The 21,221-nt window shown below is 36.8% G+C and carries 15 protein-coding genes and 1 pseudogene; 13 read left to right on the forward strand and 3 right to left on the reverse strand.

Going from position 1 to position 21,221, the window contains the following annotated elements; genetic code table 11:
- Positions 1 to 918: 918 nt before the first annotated feature.
- The gene (locus F6K40_RS28155; RefSeq protein WP_293140489.1) at positions 919 to 1,152 is read right to left on the reverse strand and encodes a hypothetical protein; all 234 of its coding nucleotides are present in this window, start codon (positions 1,150 to 1,152) and stop codon (positions 919 to 921) included.
- A gap of 1,223 nt (positions 1,153 to 2,375) precedes the next feature.
- A complete protein-coding gene (purM, locus tag F6K40_RS28160; RefSeq protein ID WP_293140491.1) occupies positions 2,376 to 3,371 on the reverse strand; it encodes a phosphoribosylformylglycinamidine cyclo-ligase in 996 nt (331 codons plus the stop codon).
- Positions 3,372 to 3,699: 328 nt separating this feature from the next.
- Between purM and F6K40_RS28165 the strand changes: the two genes are divergently transcribed.
- From F6K40_RS28165 to F6K40_RS28175, 3 genes are all read left to right on the forward strand, one after another.
- On the forward strand, positions 3,700 to 4,701 hold the full coding sequence (locus tag F6K40_RS28165) for a septal ring lytic transglycosylase RlpA family protein (protein ID WP_293140493.1): 1,002 nt from the start codon (positions 3,700 to 3,702) through the stop codon (positions 4,699 to 4,701).
- 1,597 nt (positions 4,702 to 6,298) lie between these two features.
- Entirely contained in the window at positions 6,299 to 7,867 is a 1,569-nt protein-coding gene (locus tag F6K40_RS28170) for a bifunctional pantoate--beta-alanine ligase/(d)CMP kinase (protein WP_293140495.1), read from the forward strand.
- An 827-nt stretch (positions 7,868 to 8,694) separates the two neighbouring features.
- Entirely contained in the window at positions 8,695 to 9,663 is a 969-nt protein-coding gene (locus F6K40_RS28175; RefSeq protein WP_293140497.1) for a polysaccharide deacetylase family protein, read from the forward strand.
- A gap of 442 nt (positions 9,664 to 10,105) precedes the next feature.
- Here F6K40_RS28175 and F6K40_RS28180 read toward each other — a convergent pair whose 3' ends face one another.
- Entirely contained in the window at positions 10,106 to 10,294 is a 189-nt protein-coding gene (locus tag F6K40_RS28180) for a hypothetical protein (RefSeq protein WP_293140499.1), read from the reverse strand.
- A gap of 19 nt (positions 10,295 to 10,313) precedes the next feature.
- Between F6K40_RS28180 and F6K40_RS28185 the strand changes: the two genes are divergently transcribed.
- The 10 genes and pseudogenes from F6K40_RS28185 to F6K40_RS28225 all read left to right on the forward strand — a co-directional run.
- Positions 10,314 to 10,442 carry a hypothetical protein gene (locus F6K40_RS28185; protein WP_293140501.1) on the forward strand — a complete coding sequence of 43 codons (129 nt, stop codon included), beginning with the start codon at positions 10,314 to 10,316 and terminating at the stop codon, positions 10,440 to 10,442.
- A gap of 33 nt (positions 10,443 to 10,475) precedes the next feature.
- Positions 10,476 to 10,622 (forward strand): hypothetical protein, encoded by a 147-nt coding sequence (locus F6K40_RS28190; RefSeq protein ID WP_293140503.1) that lies wholly within the window; start codon positions 10,476 to 10,478, stop codon positions 10,620 to 10,622.
- Positions 10,623 to 10,783: 161 nt separating this feature from the next.
- Positions 10,784 to 12,031: an ABC transporter permease gene (locus F6K40_RS28195; RefSeq protein ID WP_293140505.1), complete on the forward strand. Its 1,248-nt coding sequence runs from the start codon at positions 10,784 to 10,786 to the stop codon at positions 12,029 to 12,031.
- Positions 12,032 to 13,098: 1,067 nt separating this feature from the next.
- Positions 13,099 to 13,572: a hypothetical protein gene (locus tag F6K40_RS28200; protein WP_293140507.1), complete on the forward strand. Its 474-nt coding sequence runs from the start codon at positions 13,099 to 13,101 to the stop codon at positions 13,570 to 13,572.
- 1,206 nt (positions 13,573 to 14,778) lie between these two features.
- Positions 14,779 to 16,065 (forward strand): phosphopyruvate hydratase, encoded by a 1,287-nt coding sequence (gene eno / locus F6K40_RS28205; RefSeq protein ID WP_293140509.1) that lies wholly within the window; start codon positions 14,779 to 14,781, stop codon positions 16,063 to 16,065.
- A 952-nt stretch (positions 16,066 to 17,017) separates the two neighbouring features.
- Entirely contained in the window at positions 17,018 to 17,215 is a 198-nt protein-coding gene (locus F6K40_RS28210; protein ID WP_293140511.1) for a hypothetical protein, read from the forward strand.
- A gap of 813 nt (positions 17,216 to 18,028) precedes the next feature.
- The gene (locus F6K40_RS41440; protein WP_375340603.1) at positions 18,029 to 18,199 is read left to right on the forward strand and encodes a hypothetical protein; all 171 of its coding nucleotides are present in this window, start codon (positions 18,029 to 18,031) and stop codon (positions 18,197 to 18,199) included.
- 70 nt (positions 18,200 to 18,269) lie between these two features.
- Positions 18,270 to 18,449, forward strand: a pseudogene (locus F6K40_RS41445) (zinc ribbon domain-containing protein); the annotation flags it as partial.
- Between the two features lie 309 nt (positions 18,450 to 18,758).
- The gene (locus F6K40_RS28220) at positions 18,759 to 19,439 is read left to right on the forward strand and encodes a class I SAM-dependent DNA methyltransferase (RefSeq protein ID WP_293140513.1); all 681 of its coding nucleotides are present in this window, start codon (positions 18,759 to 18,761) and stop codon (positions 19,437 to 19,439) included.
- A 1,041-nt stretch (positions 19,440 to 20,480) separates the two neighbouring features.
- Positions 20,481 to 21,221, forward strand: a 741-nt coding sequence (locus F6K40_RS28225) for a 2-oxoglutarate and iron-dependent oxygenase domain-containing protein (RefSeq protein WP_293140515.1), incomplete at its 3' end; no start/stop codon positions are given.

Here is a 21,221-nt window from a genome sequence, read left to right on the forward strand (position 1 = left end):
CCGATTCAATCACGTGACGGAAGTATCTAAAGTAGAGCGGTTCAATAATGGATAATGGATAATTACCTCTCCCTTTTAGGGAGAGGATTGACGCGGTAGGGAAAAAATTTATTTCTCTTGGTTGATTGGATATGGCGCCGGTAACCCATCCATCCCATCCTAACGGACTGCTCCGCTTTCCAACCGCTTTTTCCCCTTTATTGGGGAGGCTTTAAACCTGAATTATCTAATTATTTAATTGTTTAATTGTTTAATTGTTTCGGTAAAATTTAATCTCTACTTATTTTCTCTATTAGCTATTATTTATAAGTATTTGAATTTTCATAATATCAGATCAAATTGAGTTAAATATAGCAATCAGGAATAATTTTGATAGATATTTAATAACAATTAAGAGGAATCAAAATCCTTTTATATTCTGACTGTACGTCCCTAATCTAACGGCTCTCCTACTAGACGGCTGACACCTAATTAGGGTTTGCGCTCAAAAGTCTTTTTTTAAGGAGTAGGGGAGCGGGGCAGTAGGGGAGTAGGTAGGGAGGTTTAGCGTTCCGCATAACTCCGTTAACGCGGAGCGACATGTTTACAGAGCATTCTGGAACGGAAAACGCATTAATGCTCAAGCAACGTCCGTACGGGAGAATTTTTTTGCCCAACTCTCGCCCAAAATACGCTCCATGCATTTTGATGAAGAGCTGAAAACCAAGGTATTTCAGACCATTAAAGTCTAAAACCTTTACCTGTAAATGCTTTGAGATTTATTCAGCAGAGCAATAATTATCACTAAAATCTTACAACTGAAATCTGATGATTATAATTATCATTCTGACTGAATAAAAATCTCTTAGTACACTAGAATTTCTATTCTGAAAACTGCTTAAAATTTTGGTTGTGCATCAGCAAAGTGTGGGAAACGCCCTAGTAGGGCTGGCTAATATAATCTAAAAGCACTGATATATAAAAGTTTGATGATTTTTGGAGCGAAAAAAGTGTAAATTTTTTAGTCTTTAAGATCAAAAAGTTAGGACGGATGGCAGACACTTCCCAAAAAGATACAGGTACAATTATTCCTCCTACTTTCGAGAGCCTTCCCACACTTCCCACACTTCCCACACTTCCCACACTTCCCACACTTCCTTGACGCACTACCAAAATTTTCACTCCTTGTAGGCTTTACAGTTTAGTATCATCTGAAACTTATTCACGAAGATCAGGGTATAATATCAAATCCGGTGTGCGATTCGTTTGGCCTAAGTAAACCCCTTGGTTTACGTTTAGCCAGCCCTACAAAAGGGTAACTCTGATATACATGGAGGTTAAATTCCTTCCCGTGCGGATACCACGTGAATCCATAGTCCCAGGATTCGGACACTAGCAATGTCAGTCACGAGCGTGCATGGCCTAAAAGCTTCGTCAAGGGTAATGTTATCCCAATCCTCTGCCAGGGAAGTTGGCAATGGTTATCGAAAATGAGAATCTAGTATATGGGTCGTTATGATAGACAAGGGAAAGACATTGATACCCTTGAACCAAAACGGTATGCCTCACACAATTGGAATCAATCAACTGGAGTTGATTTCGTGTCTAATTGAGGTCGGCCTAAACGCTTAAGCCTAAAGTCAACGTGAAATGATATCAGGGAACGAAGTAACCCCTTTTGGCCTCTCTAAGTGGCAAGCGTTACCACTCTAAATAAAACCCGCAGGTACAATAATCGACCAAGAGATACCAAAAATAAGAGTAGGAAAAGCTTAACCAATGGCCTTTAGGGTATAGGATTCCTCAAGAAGCAAGCCTGAAGTAATTATCAGGATATGCAGACGTGAGGAGGTAATTAAGGTAGGCGGTGAAACCAGAAACGATCGGGAGGCAAAAACTAACTCCCAAGGTGTGAAGTGGAAACCGTGCCCACTATAAAGAAGAAGTCGATGGTTAAGAGCCTAAATACACCTGAGTATAGTGTCAAACCCTAGAGTCTTGGAAATAGGGAAGAAGGGAGTATGTGAACCTAACCTCCAAGTGTCCTTAGTTATTAGGAGCCGTGTGAGTTGGAAACTCTCATGCACGGTTTTGAAACAGAGGTGAGGAGTAGCGATACTCCCATCGACTGTAACTGAATACTTATTATATAGTTGGGGGAGTAGGGTAGTAGGAGAAATTAAATATTGAAGTATAGTTATAAACATAGACTATATAACCGGATTCTATATCAAAAAATAATTAAAAGCTTTGATTTTCCCTAACCATGAAAGTCTAATTTGTCTTCATATTTTCTAAATTTAGAAAATACGTTCTCTTGCTGCTCGCCTAGTACAATTCCCTAACCTCTCATCAATAAATCCCCAGCTATAATCTCCTCAATGTATTATCAAAAACTAGCTTACTTCACCCAAACAATAAGCCTTTATTCCCTGAGAAACAAAAAAATTAATTGCCATTTCTACCTGATTTGGTGACACTAAAACTACAAAACCAATCCCCATATTAAAAGTATTAAACATTGCCTCCTCATCCACATTACCAACTTCAGAAATCAACCTAAATATAGGAGGAATTTCCCAACTATTTCTATCAATATCAATAGACATTTCTTCTGGCAAACAACGAGGTAAATTTTCTGGTAAACCACCCCCAGTAATATGAGCCATACCATGAATTTCTAAGCCAGACTTTTGCGCTGCTAAAATTGGTTTAACATAAATTTTTGTTGGAGTTAATAACGCCTCTCCTAAACTTTTTTGCTCCCAAAAATCAGGGCTATCTTGTAGAGAAATATTGCATTCATCAATAATCTTTCTCACCAAACTAAAACCATTACTATGAATTCCACTACTTTCTAATCCAATTGCCACATCACCTACTTTTACCTGAGAACCATCCAAAATCAAACTTTTTTCTACAATTCCCACACAAAAACCTGCCAGATCGTATTCACCAGGCAGATAAAAACCCGGCATTTCTGCAGTTTCTCCCCCAATTAAAGCACACCCTGCTAAACGACATCCTTCTGCAATACCAGAAACCACTTCAGTTAACTGTTGTTGATTTAATTTTCCTGTTGCCAAATAATCCAAAAAAAACAGAGGTTCCGCCCCCGATGTCAACACATCATTGACACACATAGCAACTAAATCAATACCAACAGTATGATGACAATTCAGAGTATTTGCTAGTTTCAACTTTGTACCCACACCATCAGTACCAGAAACCAAAACTGCTTCTTTGTAACCAGTTGGTAAAGCAAATAACCCACTAAACCCACCTAATCCTCCTAAAACTTCCGGTCGGTGGGTACTAATAACCAAATTGCGAATATTATTAACAAATTCACGACCCGCTTCAACATCAACACCAGCTTGTTTATAATCCATTATGTTTTAGGCCAAAACTTTGATTGTATTTTAGACAACAAGGTACAAGAAACTATTTTCTGAAGATTATTTTTTTGCAAAAGTAATTTGCAGATCCCCTTTTTTTTACGATGTCTAATTTCTAGAATTCTACCATCAGCCTTATTTGTAGAAAATTAACCAAAAAATTTTTAAGATTTGGTTCCCAATCTTAAAAGGTTTGTGATAATCTATTCCAGTTGCTTAATAATACTTAAACATCGAAGAGTCTGAGTTATCGGGAATAGCCATTGCTGGACTATACCAAGATAAATCCAACTCAAAGGGTGCTCCTGAAAAAAAGAAGTTTATGAACTACAAAATTTGGATTGGTATTACTGCTTTCCTGATACTTTCTAGTGTAGGTGTAGTATACTCTTATGCTGATACTCTCCAGGAAGAAAAAATTGATCGACAACATGAACTAATAGATAGAAGTTCAGACACAAATGATAATTCTCTCAAAAGAGAGGCAGATGTTTTAAAAGTTGGAGAATATCAGTTAAACAAACAAGAAGGGGAAAATACTATTACTAAAATTCTAGCCCATGAACTGGTTGGTCGCCAAGCTGCGACTCTTTATGTTCGTAATATTCCAGTTCTTACTTTTCTTGAGCCCGAGCAAACTAACAAGAAGACTGATAATCAACACTCAGACTCTCCGGTGAAAATAGCTACTATTCAATCTTCTAATTCAGAGAAACAAAAAGATCCGGTGTGGCGAGCATCAATAGTTGCCTCCCGACTAAACCAGTTTATGGAGGAAAATCCTAATCTGGAGATTACAGCAGAGTGGGATACAAATACCGAAGACTACATTATTCTGGTTAATGAGCAAAAATTAGTAGAAATAAATGAGCAAACTATTCTGCCAGATACTACTAATGACTTACCAACAGATACTTTACAAGCAACTAACCGCCTACGGCGACAAATTAACAATGCTCCTCCTTTAAAAGAAATAGTGGGTCAACCAAAACCTGAACCACAAAAAGTAGCTATTGGACCAATAACCTGGCATTTTCAAGGTTGGGCATCTTGGTATGGCCCTGGATTTCATGGTCGCTTAAGTGCCAATGGTGAGCGTTATAATCAATATGCAATGACGGCTGCCCATAAAACTCTGCCTTTTGACACAATTGTACGAGTAACTAATCTCAATAATGGTAGTTCAGTTATTGTACGGATTAATGACCGTGGTCCATATATTCCAGGTAGAGTTATTGATGTATCGTCTGCTGCTGCTAGTGTTTTAGGCATGATTGAAAGTGGAGTTGCTCCTGTCAAAGTAGAGGTGCTTGACCAAGAGTAGATATTTAAAGAAGGTTTTAGGTGTCAAATGATAGGGTTTTCAAAGATATCTTTATGTGAAAAAAAATTATAAACAGGATTAAATAACTAATATTCGGTGAATTACGGTAGATTATAAAATATCTTCATTAATGGATAATGGATAATTACCTCTGGTTAAAACCGTAACTCTATTGAATATAAGCAAATATCCTAACACTTTTTTCCCCTTTATTGGGGAGGCTAATAAAGCTGAATTATTTAATTAATAATTATTAATTAGGACTTGCTGATTAAATCTGAAAGTGTTTAAAAATAAAGGTATTGGCGTTTTTAAGTCTTGAAAAAGTGCGCCTGTTTGAGTTAAAAAGCCTCAAAAAATTAGTATTAACAGCAAGAGTTGGATAGAAAAATTGAGCAACAATTGTAACTCCTATTAAAATGGTTAAAACTCTTATATATAAATGCTTTGATATTTAATCAGCAGAGCAAGAATTAATTATCGTATGACTAAAGAAAGTAATACCAAATTCAAAAAATGCTGTTACATTTCAATTTGTAGTTTATTCCTAAAATTTAATACTTGATGGCTTCCATTCATTGTCAAAATTAAATTTTTTTCCTCCATTTTTTGTCTATTTATATTTCCTGGTTCCGGCGTTTTTTATCTCTTTTTAGCTGTTCTGTAACTGTAGCAATGTTTTATGAAAATGGTATAACAAGTCAGAAAAAAAGGAAGGATTTAAGTTGCAGAAATTTTTTAAGAGTATACCGATCAAGCTCTATCTTGATGAATTTTAGCAAAGACGATAACTGTATAATTGGATTTCATGTTATAAGTAAATACAGTTCAGATAGAATAAAAACTCATCTGAACGAAAACCTAAATATCGACTATTGTAAATCACAAATTTTGCCTACAAATTTAAGTGAATTGTAATATTGAGTAATCAAAAGAGTTGGGTCGCGCTACCTCACATTTTAAGGCGAGATGTTTTTAGGGATGCTCAAAATTCCCATTACAAAAATAAATTTTTTACCTCGCCAACTCTACTGCTATCCTATCTTACTTCGTTAAAGGTGGTCTGAATGATATGTCAAAAAAATAAACAAAAATAGATGAAAAATGTGAATTATTTATATGTCTTAATTTTGAGAAAAACATAGATAAGAGGAAAAGGAAATAGGGAATATAAAAAGCTTTTAACCTATTAGCTAATTCCAAATAACTAATCATAAATATATATTAAATATACAGTAGTTTATCTATTTAATTTTGCTTCATAGCGAATAATATTTTCTTCCGATAATAGCTAAATCAAAAAACTTTCTATTTCCTACTATCCTTGACTTTCTTTCTCCCCAATGTCAATATTCTTATGTTCCTAATAACGATTCATTTATAATTATTCAATGGTCGATGATATATAGCATTCAGTATTCAACTTCAGTCAAAACTTTACAAGTAATAACTTTGAAGTTTTATAGTTTTACCCGCGCTATGCAGCAACTGCTATACAGAAAATTTCAAGTATATGAGGTACAAAGACCAAGAATAAAACTTTTGTCGAGTCGAATAAGTATCTTGCCTGCTACCTACTGAATTATTACATAAAAAAATGCGTTTATTTACTACTATTGCAGGTTTGCACTGCTACTTAAATTTACTGCGAAATGAACCACAAAAATATCCTTATACTATTGGTTTAGTTCCGACAATGGGAGCTTTGCATGAAGGACATTTAAGCTTAATTAAACGTGCTAGAGAAGAAAATAAAATTACTGTTGTTAGTATTTTTGTTAATCCTTTACAGTTTGCTCCTAGCGAAGATTTTCAAAAATATCCTAGACAGTTACAAATAGATAAAAAATTTTGCGAACAAGAAGGAGTAGATGTAATTTTTGCTCCTACTCCCGAAACAATTGGTATGGAAAATGAGCTATCAACTAATGCTCAAAATTATACAACTACAGTTGTTCCTCCATCTCATACAACATCAATTATGTGTGGAGCTTCTCGACCTAATTTTTTTCAGGGAGTAGCAACAATTGTAACTAAATTATTGAATTTAGTTCAGCCAAATAATGCTTATTTTGGTCAAAAAGATGCTCAACAGTTAGCAATTATTAAGCAATTAGTTAAAGACTTGAGTTTGCCAGTTAATATTATTTCTTGCCCAATAATTCGTGAAGCTTCAGGATTAGCTCTTAGTTCTCGCAATCAATATTTAACTCCCGAACAAAAACACCAAGCTTCCATACTTTATACTTCTCTTTGTCATGGTAAACAAATATTTTTAGAGAATCGAAATACACCAAATATTATTAAAAAAGTAAAAAATGCCGTTAAAGAAAAGTTAACACCTCAACCAACAGTAAAACTAGAATATCTAGAAATAGTTCATCCTGAAACTTTACAACCTTTAGAAAATATTCAAAATATAGCCTTATTAGCGATCGCTGCTTATCTTGGATCTTGCCGTTTAATAGACAATATACTCTTGAGAAACCGTCAACCAATCATTGCCATTGATGGGCCTGCTGGTGCAGGCAAATCCACAGTCACCAAATTAGTAGGACAAAATCTAGGACTTTTGTACTTGGACACGGGAGCAATGTATCGGGCTGTAACATGGATGGTGCTACAAGCTGGTATACCACTTGAAGACCAGGCCCAAGTAGCAGAATTAGTCAGTCAATGCCAGATCGGCTTTAATGGCCCGGAAAATCGTCATGTTATGATCAATGGCCAGGATGTCACAGAAGCAATTCGGAGTAGGGAAGTTACAAATCATGTTTCAGCTATTGCAGCCCAGCCTACTGTAAGATATTTTATGGTAAAACAACAACAACAATTTGGAACTAAAGGAGGGATAGTAGCAGAAGGACGAGATATTGGCACTCATGTATTTCCAAATTCTGAAGTGAAGATTTTTTTAACAGCTTCTGTAACAGAGCGATCACGACGGCGACTACTAGAGTTACATCAGAAAGGTCAAACAAACATCAGCTTAGAAGAAGTAGAAAAAGAGATTATTCATCGTGACCAAAAAGATAGTAACCGGGAAATTTCTCCCTTGCGAAAAGCTTCAGATGCTATAGAAATTAGCACAGATGGTTTAAGCATAGCTGAAGTAACCCAAAAAATTGTTGATATTTATCAAAAAACTTGCGCCGGAAAATACTGAATAAATAAGATTATTTAAATTAACTTTAGGAGGAAAATTAATTAGGGTTTGCGCTCAAAAGTCTTTTTTAAGGAGTAGGAAAGATAGGTAGGGACGTTGCATAACAAAAATGCGTTTCATGTCGCATAGCGAAACGTCCGTACGGGAGTATTTTTTTTGCCTAATTCTTGCTAAAAATACTAACAAGCATGAGCATGAAGAGCTGAAAAAAAAGGTACTTTTTAGGTATTTAAAAAAGCTAAAATCTTTATCGTTAAATGCTTTGAGATTTAATCAGCAGAGCAAGGATTAGATTAATTAGAGACAAATAAAGATGTTATATAGCCCTTCTCAACCTAATAAGGTAAACCTATATTCAAATTGTATTCTATTCACTATTCCCTCCATATCTATTCCCAGTTAAGTGTTCCCTATAACCAATGAATCGGCGTACCTCACGCTTCTTATAAATTGCTATATAATATATGTCTAACAATCTCAAAATAGTCATTACTAAATAGTAATTATGAAAGTATAATTATCCAAGAAAAAGTAGAAATTAAAAAATTAAAAATCCCTGAATAATCCCATAAAATTACCCAAAAATTAAGGTATAAAGCCTCTCCATTCATGGAGCAAAAGCGGTCGTTTTCGGCTGTCGCCGACATGTTTGCGGAGCATTCCCTATACGAAAAAGCAGAGCTTACCGTAGGGTGGGATGAATAGGTTACCTAACCATATCTAATCTACTAAGAGAAGAAAAAAAATCCTTTTAAGCAAATCCAATCCTCTTCATTATAAGAATAGGTAATTATTAATTATTTAACATATCTGTAGAAAGAAAAAAAATGACAAATTTAGATGTATTATCTAGGCAAGGAAAATCTTTAGCAACAATCATCGCAGCTAGTGGGAGTTTTTTAATAGGGATGCTACTACCCTTAGATATATTGGCAAACCAACAATCAACTACAACAGCAACTACAAAAAGAAATACAGATATAATTAATCAACCAGCAAGTTACAAAAAAAAACAATTAGAAGTAATTAAAATTAGTTCAGTTGTTGCTAAAAATATCAATAAAACTCGACAAAAACTCAGAGAATTAGAATTAAGAACATTTAATTTTAGTGTTCCCAAAAGATTTCAAGGAAAAGTAGTTAAAAATATTACTCTCAAAAACCAACAAAAAGTTATAGCCTTAACCTTTGATGATGGTCCCTGGAACAGAACTACAGAACAAATATTAGATATTCTCAAAAAACATAACATTAAAGCAACTTTTTTCGTGGTTGGCCAACATTTAAACGAACGTCAAGAAATAGGCAAAAAAATTGTAGAAGCAGGTCATGTTATTGCTAATCACACATGGAACCACCCCTCTAAAAAGAGTAAAATGAGTCCAGACCGCATCAAAAGTGAAATTGGACGTACAGCAGACCTTATATATAAAATAACAGGTAGGACTACTAACCTATTTCGACCTCCTGGTGGCGTTCTCGAAAATGGTTTAGCTGACTATGCTAAAGAACGTAAACACACTGTAGTCCTATGGTCTGCTGATTCTGTGGACTGGTATTACAGGTCAGCTCAAGAAATTACCAAAAAGGTTTTGAATAAAGCTAGCAATGGTGGAATTGTATTGCTACATGATGGTGGCGGTCCAAGAGGCCATGTTGTAGAAGCTCTACCCAATATTATTGCTGGTTTGAAACAGCAAGACTATGAATTTGTAACAATACCAGAACTTCTAACAATTAAAGATAGAGAATTACATCAGGAAGATTTAGCAAAACAACACAGTAAAAATCAATAATTGAAGAAAGTTGTAGGTCTTAGGTTTAAGAGTATGGAAATTCAACTTCAAGTAATTGTGGCAGTTGTAGAGTTTCGACACTTGTTAAAAATTTACGTGTGTAAGCGATATAATAGGATACTATGGTCAAAAAATAAGGTGGCTGGACTAGCAGTGTCAGCGCCAGTCGCACTAGGGGGAGACCCCCTTTGGCGGCGCTGGCAAGTCTTTAGGAGCGACCGTAAGACCGGAAAGAGGTTCGGCCTCGGAGGTAGGTGCTATGTTAGCGCAGCTCCTCTGATAGAGGCAGCAGAAACCCCCTATCAGGGATGTTAGCGAATCCCATGCTGTCTGGTAAGAGCAGCCTCGGGAGGATGTCAAGCAGCAGACATTCAATAGACTTCTATGGAAAATAGGGAGTAGGGAGATAGGTAGGGACGTTGCATAACGGTGTCCCTACTCTTTAGGAGGAAAGAGTAGATGTATATAGCACGTGGGATTGATTTGATTTTTGGGTAGTCCTGCTGAGGAATGGCGAAGATACATAAGTTTTGTAATTTCTTCCCACACCTCCCACACCTCCCACACCTCCCACACCTCCCACACCTCCCACACCTCCCACACTCTCTCTACCATTCCTCAGCACCACCACAGATTTTTGATTATCGGATATGTCTAATATAAAATTAGAATTGAGAATTCTCAATTCAGAATTTGTGACAATTCCAGAACTTCTAACAATTAAAGATAGAGAATTACATCAGGAAGATTTAGTAAAACAACACAGTAAAAATCAATAATTTAAGAACGTTGTAGGTCTTAGATTTAAGAGTATGGAAATTCTTTCTTCAAGTAATTGTGGCAGTTGTAGAGACATTCAAGATAAAATTAGAATTGAGAATTTGAAAATTTTGTATTTCAATTCTCAATTTTTAATTCTCAACGAAGATTTAGCAAAACAACACAGTAAAAATCAATAATTTAAGAACGTTGTAGGTCTTAGGTTTAAGAGTATGGAGATTCTTTATTCAAGTAATTGTGGTAGTTATAGAGACATTAAATATCTAATTCTAAATTAGACTTTGAAAATTATAAATTATAGTCTATCCACCATATATATAGGACTTTTGATTCAAATAATATGGCTTCTATAGCTCGCAAAAATTTATTAGAAGATATTCCTCGGTTTATAGTAGCCCAAGCAGGGATATTATTTGCAGTTAGCTTAGTAACAATCCAAACAGGCATATTAAATGGTTTTGCCCGTTCCACAACCTTATTAATAGATAAATCCAATGCAGATATTTGGATTGCCTCTGATGAAATGGTCAACTTTGAGCTGACAGACCCCCTACTTTATGGTCAATTGAGCCAGGCCAAAACTATAGATGGTGTCCAGCAAGCAGAACCTTTAATTTTAGGAGGGGTTAGATGGCGACCTCAAAATGGAGAAATGAGTCCATTAATGGTAATTGGATTTGACCCAGATGGACAATTATTTAATCCTGGAAACGTTATTGAAGGTAATGCCAGGGACTTAAAACAACCTTTTGCAGTGATGGCCGACCAAAGCAGGTTATCCAGTATGCTCTCAGAAGGAGTAGGAACAACGGCAATGGCAGGTTCCCTACCAGCAAAATTAGTTGCAGTGACAAAAGGTACTCAATCAATTGTATCAAGTACCTTATTATTTACATCTCTGGAAAATGCTAATAACTACATCAGTGCAGGTATTAATGCTGAAGTTAACTGCAAAGTGGTAGGAGCAGGAAATCTCGAATGTACTAAAGTAGTGGACAAAAAAGACCCCACTCAAAAGTTAGAGGAAATACCCACACCCAAAAAGTTAGAAATAGCAGACCCGATAGCTTATATTTTAGTAAAAGCTAAACCAGGTGAAGATTTACAAGTATTAAAACAAAGAATAGAAGAGGTAATGACGGGTACTAATACTTATACTAAAGAGGAATTATCTGAGAAAACTAGATTTTTTTGGTTGGCACGAACAAATATTGGTTTAGTTTTGGGAATGGGGGCAGTGGTAGGTGTAATTGTGGGCATAGTTGTGGTAGCTCAGATTTTGTATTCTTCTGTGTCTGACCATATTAAGGAGTTTGGTACTCTCAAGGCAATGGGCGCATCGGATAAAGAATTATACGCAGTAATTGTAGAGCAGGCAATATGGATGGCAGTTTTGGGTTATATTCCTGGGATGTTAGTGTGTTTAGGATTAAGTGGTTGGGTGGCCAGTAGGGGAATTATTATTTTGATTACACCTTGGTCTGCATTAGGGGTATTGGGTATAACTGTTGGGATGTGTGTAGGTTCAGCTTTCTTTGCCATTCAAAAAGTAACTCGCATCGATCCAGCGATCGTATTTAAAGCTTGAGACCGGAGGGAGTAGGGAGTAGGGAATAGGCAGTGGGGAGTAGGGGAGCGGGAAGTAGGAGCTGATTGCTAGTGTCAATATCTCAGGCTCCCGGCAAGAACTGAAAATAAATATGGGTATTTTTTTTGACTTGAAAAAAAATACTTGATAATCTGGTTGGAGGTGATTTGATTGTACGCCAAAAAACTTGAATTAAAGCTTAGTAACCAGGAGCGTTCAAAAATGGCTCAATTTGCTGGCTATGCTCGTTTAGTTTACCGAAAAATTTTGCTTTAAAGCCTCCCCTTGGATAGGGGATAATAAATAAAAATTGTATGCAAGAGTCAATCCTATCAGTTTCAAGGAGAGGTAATTATTAATTATTCATTATTAATTATTAATTGTTGAAAACTATGGCCTTAATATGGTGAATGGAACTTCTGGCATGAACAAAGTTAACAAACGTGCAATGCGAAATTAGCCTGAGTTAGCCCTGTGCGAATTTTAGAACCTAAAAAAGTCTTTACTAACTATGTAAAAAAGCAAACAGAATATGCCTGGACAAATAATTAGGGTCTGCTGAATAAATTGGTTGCTGCGGGTAGGACGCGGGGACGTGGACAGGCGGGGACGCGGGGACGCGGGGACGCGGAGACGTGGAGATGGGTGAACAGGCAACGGTTTCGCCTTCTTGAATTTCAGCGGAGTAGAGAAGAATTTTTTTTGCTCAACTCTTGCCCAAAATGCTAACTTTTTGAGCATGAAGAGCTGAAAACCAGGTATTTTTCAAGACATAAAATTGCTCAAACTATTAGAATGCAAATGCTTTGAGATTTAATCAGCAAGCCCTAATTATTCATCTCGCATTTAGCAAAGTGCTGCGTGAAAATCTAGGTGAAGCATTTAAACCGAAATAGGGAACAAGTAAATATCCTCAGTTAAAAAGGAAAAAAGACCAACAATCTTTTACGTTTTATGACAGTAATGGAAAAGTAACAATTTTCGTTTACACTTATTCTTAGTAAGTAACTTTTTCAAAGTTACTTTTTTTCAATACTGACTATTGTCCAACAGTTGAGGTAAAAATCATGGGTACTAGAGAAGCGTCTTTGTTATTAGGTATCTCTCGTCAACGTTTATTAGTTTTACTAGCTCAAGGAAGAGTCAAAGATGCTGATAAAAATGGTAGATTCTGGGAAATACCAGTTTCCGAGAATGGAATGCCTGTAATAATTCCGGCTCGGCGCGGTCCGAAAGGTATCTGGCACAAGGAAAAACCCAAGGAACCTAAAATGATTCATGTTAATCAAAGCAAGATTAAAGGTAATAAGGGTAAGCCTCCAGAGAAATTGAAACCTGTGCTTTCTGTGAAGGATGGCGATCGCAACGATTATGGTTATGAGTTATATATTCCAGGTCCTTGCCAAATCGTCTATGAACCTTACAAACCAGCAAAATGTGGCGCTCACTTGTGGATTAATACTTATGAGCCAGTGCAATTTATACATAATGAATTTAATCAAGATCCTGCAAGACAGCCTAGTAAACAAATTTTTATATAATTTAGTTTCATAGGCAGCACATAATGACAAAAGAATATTTATTCGCTTAAAAAGCTTGACTGACGATAACTTCAGCTAGTTTGTGCTGTAAAAATGCCTAAGCTCTTTCATTAATGGATAATGGATAATGGATAATGGATAATTACCTCTCCCTAAAAGCTATCCCTTATAAGGAACTCCTGAAAACCTTGTGGTCCGGGTGGTCCGGATGGTCCGTAAGAATCTTCAAAAAAACGTATTTTTCAATATACTTTTCTGAGGAAAAAGCCTCTCAAACCAAATAATCATAACTTCTCACTAATGCCCAAGTTTTATGTTAAGAAAGATGTTGATAAAGCAGAGCAAAAAAAGGGAGAGGATTGACTCAAACGAAAAGATTTATTTCTCTTGGTCGATTGGATATGGCGCCGACCTATCCATCCCATCCTTCGGAATGCTCTGCAAACGGCATCCCACCCTTCGGGAAGCTCCGCTTTTCATGTCGGCTCTTAGCCGAAACGACCGCTTTTTCCCCTTGATTGGGGAAGCTTTAAACCTGAATTATCTAATTATTTAATTGTTTAATTATTAATTATTTCGGTAATTAATAATACCACTTTGAAAAAAGAATGCTACGAAAAGCTAGCTCTTGAGCGGATATGCTGAAAAATAGCTGCTCTAATTCATTTTAGATAGTTATATCTATCGTTATTTCCTTATTTTTTTTGAATGTTTATCCCTTCTTGCTTCTTGCTTCTTCCTTATTTATAGCATTTGTAGCAAACATTTATAAAATTGGTATAATTGAACCTTTGAGGAAGGATAGCATTATTTTTGGGAATTAGTGTCAATTATAAAAAAAATATAAAACTTTTAATATTTAGTTGATATCAATGATAATGGAATCCCAGAAAAATAACGAATAAAATAATTAAAGATTTTTGATCTCTAGCTAAAAAGCAAAATTCACCCTTATTCTGTCAGTGGAATAGCTCAAGATTGCTAATTATGGTCCAAAAATACAACTCCCCTGAACGAAGTCAGAAGTCAGAAGTAGGGGCGAACGGCCGTTCGCCCGTACAGAAGTTGTTTTTTCACAGGGGTTGTGGGACTCAATCCTGTTTGATCACTCCAGAGACGATAAAAATTCTGGAATCCTAGTCTACCATAACTAGCACTTAAATTTAGCCAATGGCATTAAACTTGACAAAATAAGGAATTAAAAGTATGGAGACAGCTATTGAATCAATCCACGCTAGAGAAATTCTTGATTCTCGTGGTCGTCCAACCGTAGAAGCAGAAGTCCACCTAGTCAATGGGATTATGGGATTAGCCCAAGTGCCCAGTGGCGCATCAACAGGCAGCTTTGAAGCTCACGAACTTCGGGATGGGGACAAAGGACGTTACAGTGGCAAAGGGGTACTTACAGCAGTCAAAAACGTAGAAGAACAAATTACTCCCACCCTAGTCAAAATTAATGCTCTCAACCAAACCTTAGTTGATAGCAAAATGATTGAAATAGATGGTTCTCCTAACAAAAGCAATCTAGGAGCCAACGCAATTCTAGCGGTATCCCTAGCAACAGCTAAAGCAGCAGCTAACTCTGTTGGTATGCCATTGTATCGCTATTTAGGTGGCCCACAAGCTAGTCTACTTCCAGTACCCCTAATGAACGTCATTAACGGCGGCGCCCACGCTGCCAATAATGTAGATATTCAAGAATTTATGATTGTACCTGTAGGTGCTGCCTCATTTAAAGAAGCATTGCGTTGGGGAGCAGAAGTCTTCGCCACCCTCAGTGGAGTTTTAAAAGAGAAAGGTTTATTAGGTGGAGTAGGAGACGAAGGTGGTTATGCTCCCAACTTAGGGTCAAACCAAGAAGCCTTAGATATATTAATTGCAGCTATTGAAAAAGCTGGTTACAAACCAGGAGAAGAAATTGCCTTAGCGTTAGACGTAGCTGCCAGCGAATTTTACAAAGATGGTAAATATACTTATGACGGAGCAAGTCATTCTCCCACTGAGTTGATTGATTATTTAGCTAGTTTAGTCGATCGATATCCCATTGTGTCCATAGAAGATGCTTTACACGAAGAAGATTGGGAAAGTTGGGTCCAGCTAACTCAAAAGTTAGGTAGCAAAATCCAATTAGTAGGAGATGACCTATTTGTTACTAATGCTTCTCGCCTACAACAAGGTATTGATATGGCTGCTGGTAATTCAATTTTGATTAAACTCAACCAAATCGGTTCCTTGACCGAAACTCTAGAAACCATTGACTTAGCAACTCGTAATGGTTATCGCTCAGTTATCAGTCACCGTTCGGGAGAAACAGAAGACACAACTATTGCCGATTTAGCTGTAGGAACTCGCTCCGGTCAGATTAAAACTGGTTCTCTCTGTCGTAGCGAACGGGTGGCCAAATATAATCGACTGTTGCGGATTGAAGATGAATTGGGCGATCGTGCGGTCTATGCAGGTGCAATAGGTTTAGGGCCAAAAAGTAAAAGTTAGCATAAAACTAGCAAAAACCGAGATATAGTACCAAAAATGTTAGGGATAGAAACTCAACTGGTGTAATCCTAGAGTTTCTTCCCATTTCTCAGGGATTAAGCCAAAAGTTAAGTGTTGACTATAGTCAGATTCTCAACTAATCTTGAATATATAGGACTTTTTGTACCTTGAGCCAGAAATATTTTTGATGACAGATAAAACTAAAGTTTCATTCATTGGAACAAACACACAAGGTCGGCCAATGATACTCAAATTACATGAGAAAGGCTACACGCTCAAAGTTCATTATCGGTATAACTATAAAGAAATAGTGGTAGCATCAGGAGTAACAATATGGGAAGATTTCCCATAAAGAAGTAACTAGAGACTCTCAGGCGCCGATCGCCTTTTTGCCCTTACCCCAGGAGCATCAATAGCAAGGCTTGGATTTTATGAATTTAGACAACGATTGACAACCAAAATCTTAAGCTCTGGTGGGACGGTAGTGCTGTAGGGACGTTCGCATTTTTGTTATGCAACGTCCCTACGAACCAGTGGTTTCCATCATCCAAAACTTGTCATAATTGCGGTCGTATTCCAATACGAATTAAAGCTAAAAGACCGCACTGGGGAATTGTCCTCACTGTGGAATGAGAATAGACCGGGACATGAATGTGGCGCTGGTGTTATCTCAGTATGGGGAAGTTAATCAATCTCGTAGGGTAGGCTATACCCGAATTTACGCTTGTGAACTGGACGAGGCCGGCCTCCCAGGTTGAAGCAAGAAACAAACATCTTTGACGGGCATTACCCAGGTTTTACCTATTTTTGCCGGAATTGTATAGGTATTGTATAGCAGATGTTAGAAAATATGTATAGCAAAAATGGTTTGATTGAGGCAATAAACAAAGGCGCTACATGGATAGAAACTTCGACAACGAACTACAATAGTACAAACTAAATTGCAAGTATTGTGACAAAACCAGGAATTTATAGTTTTGCATTGCCTGTGGGTAATTTATCCTATATAGCAGTTGATTGTGCTAATGTCAAGTTTGATGTGAGTGCAGATCAAGAAGGTTATAGTTTAAGCAACGAACTGAGTGCTCAGACCAGCGGTAGAATACAAGAAGAAAGAGGGTTGGTAAATCAAAAGATGAATTTTTTGTAGTGGCTGACTTTCTATGCCTTGTAGGGGAAATTCTCTGGTGTTTGCCTTCACCAGAGTAAGCAAAAGTGACACTACTCCTACAGATAAATTAATCAAATATCGTCAAGCAGATCGAATAGCAACTCAGTAAGTTGAGAGCGATCAGAATGATTGCAAAACAATCTAGAATTAAGAATACCTGGGTTGACTGCTCCCACTCCTGATGGACATAAATCAAATTATGTCCATTGAATATCAGCGCATTAAACTGTTACAGTAGCTCATTTCAGAAAAAATATGGAATTAATTTAGAGTATTTCTGAAGTAAAGATTAATATAGCTAGAGTGCTTAATGTTAGTTGGTTACGGCGAAAAGTTAATAGTTTGGCCTATGAGTTTGCTTTATTGCTTCCTTTTCGTATGGCGCTAGTAAAACCCAATCTAGGTAAGGATTTAATATTTTTTAACAAATACTCTCTGATAGATGTGGTAATATGGTGTTTGATTTTCAATAACTAATCAGGCGATCAACGAAATATTGCTACGATCAGTAAAGTTAATGCAGATGAATTTAGACAAGAATGGCAAAATACCATAAGGTGAGAAAATGACAAGATGGCAAAAATGGTTTCAATTTTAGGCTCAGTTAAACATTTACCTTAAGGAAGGTGGCAATTTTTTGAGGGCTTGTAACTGTTGGCTAAAATCTGGTATTATCTATAAAAATCTGGGATTATCTGTTTTATGCTACTAGGATTCATGGGCTGAGCTAATCGTTGTTGATAGATGGTTTCCTAGAACCGCAATAAAAAGATTGGTTCAGCTAACTCGAAGGTGGCGCAACTTAAAATTGCCAAGCTACATACAAAGGTAGCTAATATCCGTAAAGACGTGCTTCATAAATTGACAACATATCTAGCTAAAAACCACAGCATTGTTGCTCAAGCGAAGTATGACAATGTGAGCGGTATGTTAGCTAATCATAAACTAGCTAAAATCATTTAGCAGATAGTGATTTTATGAATTTAGGCGACAGCTTGAATACAAAACTGAGTGGTACGGCTCTGAGCTAGTAGTAGTTGATAGATTTTTCCCATCATCAAAAACTTGCTCCTATTGCGGTCACGTCCAAGATATGCCACTAAACCTTAGAACTTATGAATGTTCTGAGTGTGGCTTGTCAATAGATAGAGATTTAAACGCCAGTATAAATTTGAGAGATGCGGTCGCAAGGACCGTTAATGCCTGTGGATGAGTAACCGCCGACGGCCTCAGTTGTTTGCGTAGCATTCCGTAGGAAAGCAGGAAGTAAACAGTAAAATGTCTTATGATGCGGTGCGACCCCGCGTCGCCGACAGCTCGCTTGGGGAACGCGCACCAAGAGAGGGAACGCGCACCAAGAGAGACGTTTGATATCGGTTTTATGAAGCAGCAGTTTAATTAAGGCTCGAACACTTAATATTACCTCAATGCTTCTAGCAGAATGTTATTAAAAACAACACAAGCTAGGAAAAAGCAGTGGCAAAGAAAAACGAAAAAAAGTAGTTGAAAATAATTAAAAATTATGAATCAAGCAGTAAAAGCACAAACTAACGATAGTTTTGACGCAATCAAAGAAGCTCATACTTTGTCTGGCGATTCTGAAAAGATACAAGAATATTACGATAAATGGGCAGTAGCTTATGATCGTGATGTATCTAATGAAGAATATATCGGTCCTGAGTACATTGTGAATTTCTTAGCAAGTCTCAAGAGCAATAATGGCTTGAAAGCAATAGATGCCAGTAATAAAAATATTGAAATCCTGGACGCAGGGTGCGGAACAGGTTTAGTAGGTATTGTCCTTAAGGCAAAAGGTTATCATCATGTAGATGGCTCCGATCTGTCTGAAGGAATGGTAGAAAAAGCTCGCTCAACAGGTGCTTATAATGTTCTGGAAAGTGGAATTGACCTCACTAAAATAAATAAAGCTTATGAGGACAATCAGTATGATGCTACAGTTTGTTGCGGGGTATTTACTTTAGGTCATGTGCCTCCAACTGCTTTGTCAGAATTAATCCGCATTACCAAACCTGGTGGTTGGGTAGTAGTAAGTACCCGCAAGAGCTATTACGATAGCACTAATTTCCAAGAGGTTTGCGATCGCTACCAACAAGAAGGAAAAGTCAAATTGGTCAATCATGTTCAAGATGGTCCATATATTGCCGAAGAAGGGGCGCATTATTGGGCATTTCTAGTTTGTTAATTATCAACAAGTTGCCCTAAGCGAAGAGCAAAAGCTAGCCTAGTCAAAGTTAATCAAATATAACTTAGGCGATCGCGTGCAGCTAGTTTTACCTAGGATGTTGATTCTGATAATTTTTCCATCCCGAAAAGTTATGCAGCACTACTTCTACTTATCTCTATGAATAGAAGATTATTAAAAGTGTCGCTCGGGTACTGTTTTTGAATTAATCTGAGTATTTTTAAGATAGCCTTTGTTATTTTGCTATAGACTCAACAAGCGAAAATTATGTGCATCAGTAGCTTGACTTGCAACCGATTTGAAGCCTGTTCTTGAAGATAGGTTACAGACTGCGGTTAGTAGTGTTCCATGTTTGTGCAGCATTGCGTCAGCAAAGCAGGAAGTATGAGCTTGGTGGCTATTCGCCCCTAAAAAACTCGTGCAACCATGTATGAGTAAGTTTAGATAAGTTTAGCAGAACGGCAAAAGAGTCAAACAGAAAACCTGATAGAATCAACTCCCTAGGTTTTACCAAAACCTTAACTATTTTCTAGGAATAGAGGAAGGCAAAAATTAGCTAACTCTATGATTTTTGTTGCGGAATTTTAGATGGTAAATCATATTATGTCCGGTAGCATCGGTATTTTGAATAATTAATAATGAACAATTAATAATTAATAATTACCTCTTCTTAAAAAGAAAAGGATTGGTTAAAAAGGAAATTTTTTTTCTTCTCTTGCTTGATTGGATATGGCAAGGTTTCCTCGCCATCCCATCCTAACGGACTGCTCCGCTTGCCAACCGCTTTTTTATCCTTGAAAGGAAAGGCTTTAAACCTTGATTTTTCGGTAAAAAGGTAAGAATTATGAATTATGAATTATGAATTATGAATTTGGGGATGAAGGCTTTAGTATTCTTACAATTAAGGGTATTAACCCCGAAAAAACTTAAATTTCCTGCTAGATATTTATCTTGTGGAATAGGCATCTTGCCTGTGCCGGTTTACACTTTCCGATACCAGCGGAAATGATATCAAACTATATTAGGTAAATAATTGATACTATGAAAAGTCTGCCAATTATCTCTTTATCAGAATTAGAAAAAGCTAGCCCTGAAGAAATCAAAAAATTGTATGATGTCTGCTACGAACATGGCTTTTTCTATCTTAAAGAACATGGAGTTTCCCCAGAAATAGTTAATCAAACTATTGAGGCATCCCGGAAATTTTTTGAACTACCTGAAGATGTTAAATTAAACTACCGTCAAGACCTCCAAAAAGTTTATCCCAAAACTTCCAGGGGTTACGTTCCTTTGTATGGAGAATTTCTGAATAAAGAAATTGGGTTTGACCCTAAACAAATTTTTGATTTAGGTATAGAGAGACCTTTATCGGATGAACCCTTTACAGGTCCGACAGTTATACCTGATGATAGTGTAGCTCCAGGTTTTGCCAGCTCTCATTATCAGCTACAAAATGAAATTATGACCAAGGTAACTCCTAAATTATTAAAAGGATTAGCCTTAGCTTTAGGATTAGAAGCTAATTGGTTTGATAGATTTTTTACAGAACCAACATTAATCCAACGCACGATTTATTATCCAGCAGGGATGGGAAAAGCAGGAAAACATACTGATAATGGTATATTTACAGTTTTAATTCAAGAATATTTTCCCGAGCCTTCTTTGAGAGTTCATACTCAAGAAGAATGGATCGATGCTCCCTGTATAGAAGATGCTTTTGTCATTAATTTAGGGGATATGTTACAACTGTGGACAAAAGGATTATTTGTTAGTACACACAGA

It is taken from the genome of Okeania sp. SIO3I5, from assembly GCF_010672085.1.
GTDB lineage: Bacteria > Cyanobacteriota > Cyanobacteriia > Cyanobacteriales > Microcoleaceae > Trichodesmium.

What these genes read in the sequence shown, in the direction of transcription:
- purM (WP_293140491.1), bottom strand. Translation starts at nt 3,371, where the DNA reads ATGGATTATAAACAAGCTGGTGTTGATGTTGAAGCGGGTCGTGAATTT.
- F6K40_RS28165 (WP_293140493.1), top strand. Translation starts at nt 3,700, where the DNA reads ATGAACTACAAAATTTGGATTGGTATTACTGCTTTCCTGATACTTTCT.
- F6K40_RS28170 (WP_293140495.1), top strand. Translation starts at nt 6,299, where the DNA reads ATGCGTTTATTTACTACTATTGCAGGTTTGCACTGCTACTTAAATTTA.
- F6K40_RS28175 (WP_293140497.1), top strand. Translation starts at nt 8,695, where the DNA reads ATGACAAATTTAGATGTATTATCTAGGCAAGGAAAATCTTTAGCAACA.
- F6K40_RS28185 (WP_293140501.1), top strand. Translation starts at nt 10,314, where the DNA reads ATGTCTAATATAAAATTAGAATTGAGAATTCTCAATTCAGAATTTGTG.
- F6K40_RS28190 (WP_293140503.1), top strand. Translation starts at nt 10,476, where the DNA reads ATGGAAATTCTTTCTTCAAGTAATTGTGGCAGTTGTAGAGACATTCAA.
- F6K40_RS28195 (WP_293140505.1), top strand. Translation starts at nt 10,784, where the DNA reads ATGGCTTCTATAGCTCGCAAAAATTTATTAGAAGATATTCCTCGGTTT.
- F6K40_RS28200 (WP_293140507.1), top strand. Translation starts at nt 13,099, where the DNA reads ATGGGTACTAGAGAAGCGTCTTTGTTATTAGGTATCTCTCGTCAACGT.
- eno (WP_293140509.1), top strand. Translation starts at nt 14,779, where the DNA reads ATGGAGACAGCTATTGAATCAATCCACGCTAGAGAAATTCTTGATTCT.
- F6K40_RS28220 (WP_293140513.1), top strand. Translation starts at nt 18,759, where the DNA reads ATGAATCAAGCAGTAAAAGCACAAACTAACGATAGTTTTGACGCAATC.